Annotated in this window: 1 protein-coding gene; it reads left to right on the plus strand. The window is 76.7% G+C overall.

Annotation, left to right across the window (positions count from 1 at the left end; genetic code table 11):
- Positions 1-827 (plus strand): DUF2786 domain-containing protein (locus ACYVE9_RS29015; protein WP_461030856.1); only part of this gene is annotated, 827 nt, incomplete at both ends.

An 827-nucleotide genomic window follows, 5' to 3' on the forward strand; every position in this document is an offset into this window, starting at 1 on the left:
TCGTCCGGCGCGACCTCGACGCACGCCACGTGCGGCTGACCGTCGACCTGGTCACCGCCGAGGGCCGGCGCTACGGGCGTCTCGACCCGCGCTGGCAGGCCCAGCTCGACGCGCTGGGCGTCGGCGAGGTGTGGTGGTCGCGGGACGCGGACTACGCGGAGGCGCTCGCCCGGCGGGAGTCCGCGGACCGCTTCGCGCTCGCCACGTCCGTCCTGGAGCTGCTGCGGCTGCTGCTGGCCCTGCCACCGGTCGAACCCGTCGGGCCCGTGCCGGGGGACGCCGCGCACACCGCCGCACCGGTGGCGGGTGAACCGCGCATGCTCACCCGGATCCGCGCGCTGCTCGCCAAGGCCGAGGCGACCGACTACCCGCAGGAGGCCGAGGCGCTCAGCGCCAAGGCGCAGGAGCTGGCCGCCCGGCACAGCGTCGCCGAGGCCCTGCTCGCCGACGACGGCCGGTCCCCGGACGTGCCCGCCGCCTGCCGGATCGGGGTGGACGCGCCCTACGAGACGGCCAAGGCGATCCTGCTGGACGCGCTGGCGTCGGCGAACCGGTGCCAGGCGGTGTGGAACGGCGAACTCGGCTTCTCCACCGTGATCGGCTACCCCGCCGACCTGGAGTCGGTGGAGGTGCTGCACGCCTCGCTGCTGGTGCAGGGCGCCTCCGCGCTGACCCGGGCGGAAGCCGATCAGCGCGCCGCCGGACGCAAGCGGACGAAGACGTTCCGGCAGGCGTTCTGGATGGCCTACGCGACCAGGCTCGGCGACCGGCTGGCCGCCGCCGCGGCGCACACCACCGGCGAGCGCGCCGGCGCCCCCGGCTCCGGG

Source organism: Streptomyces sparsus (assembly GCF_054776295.1).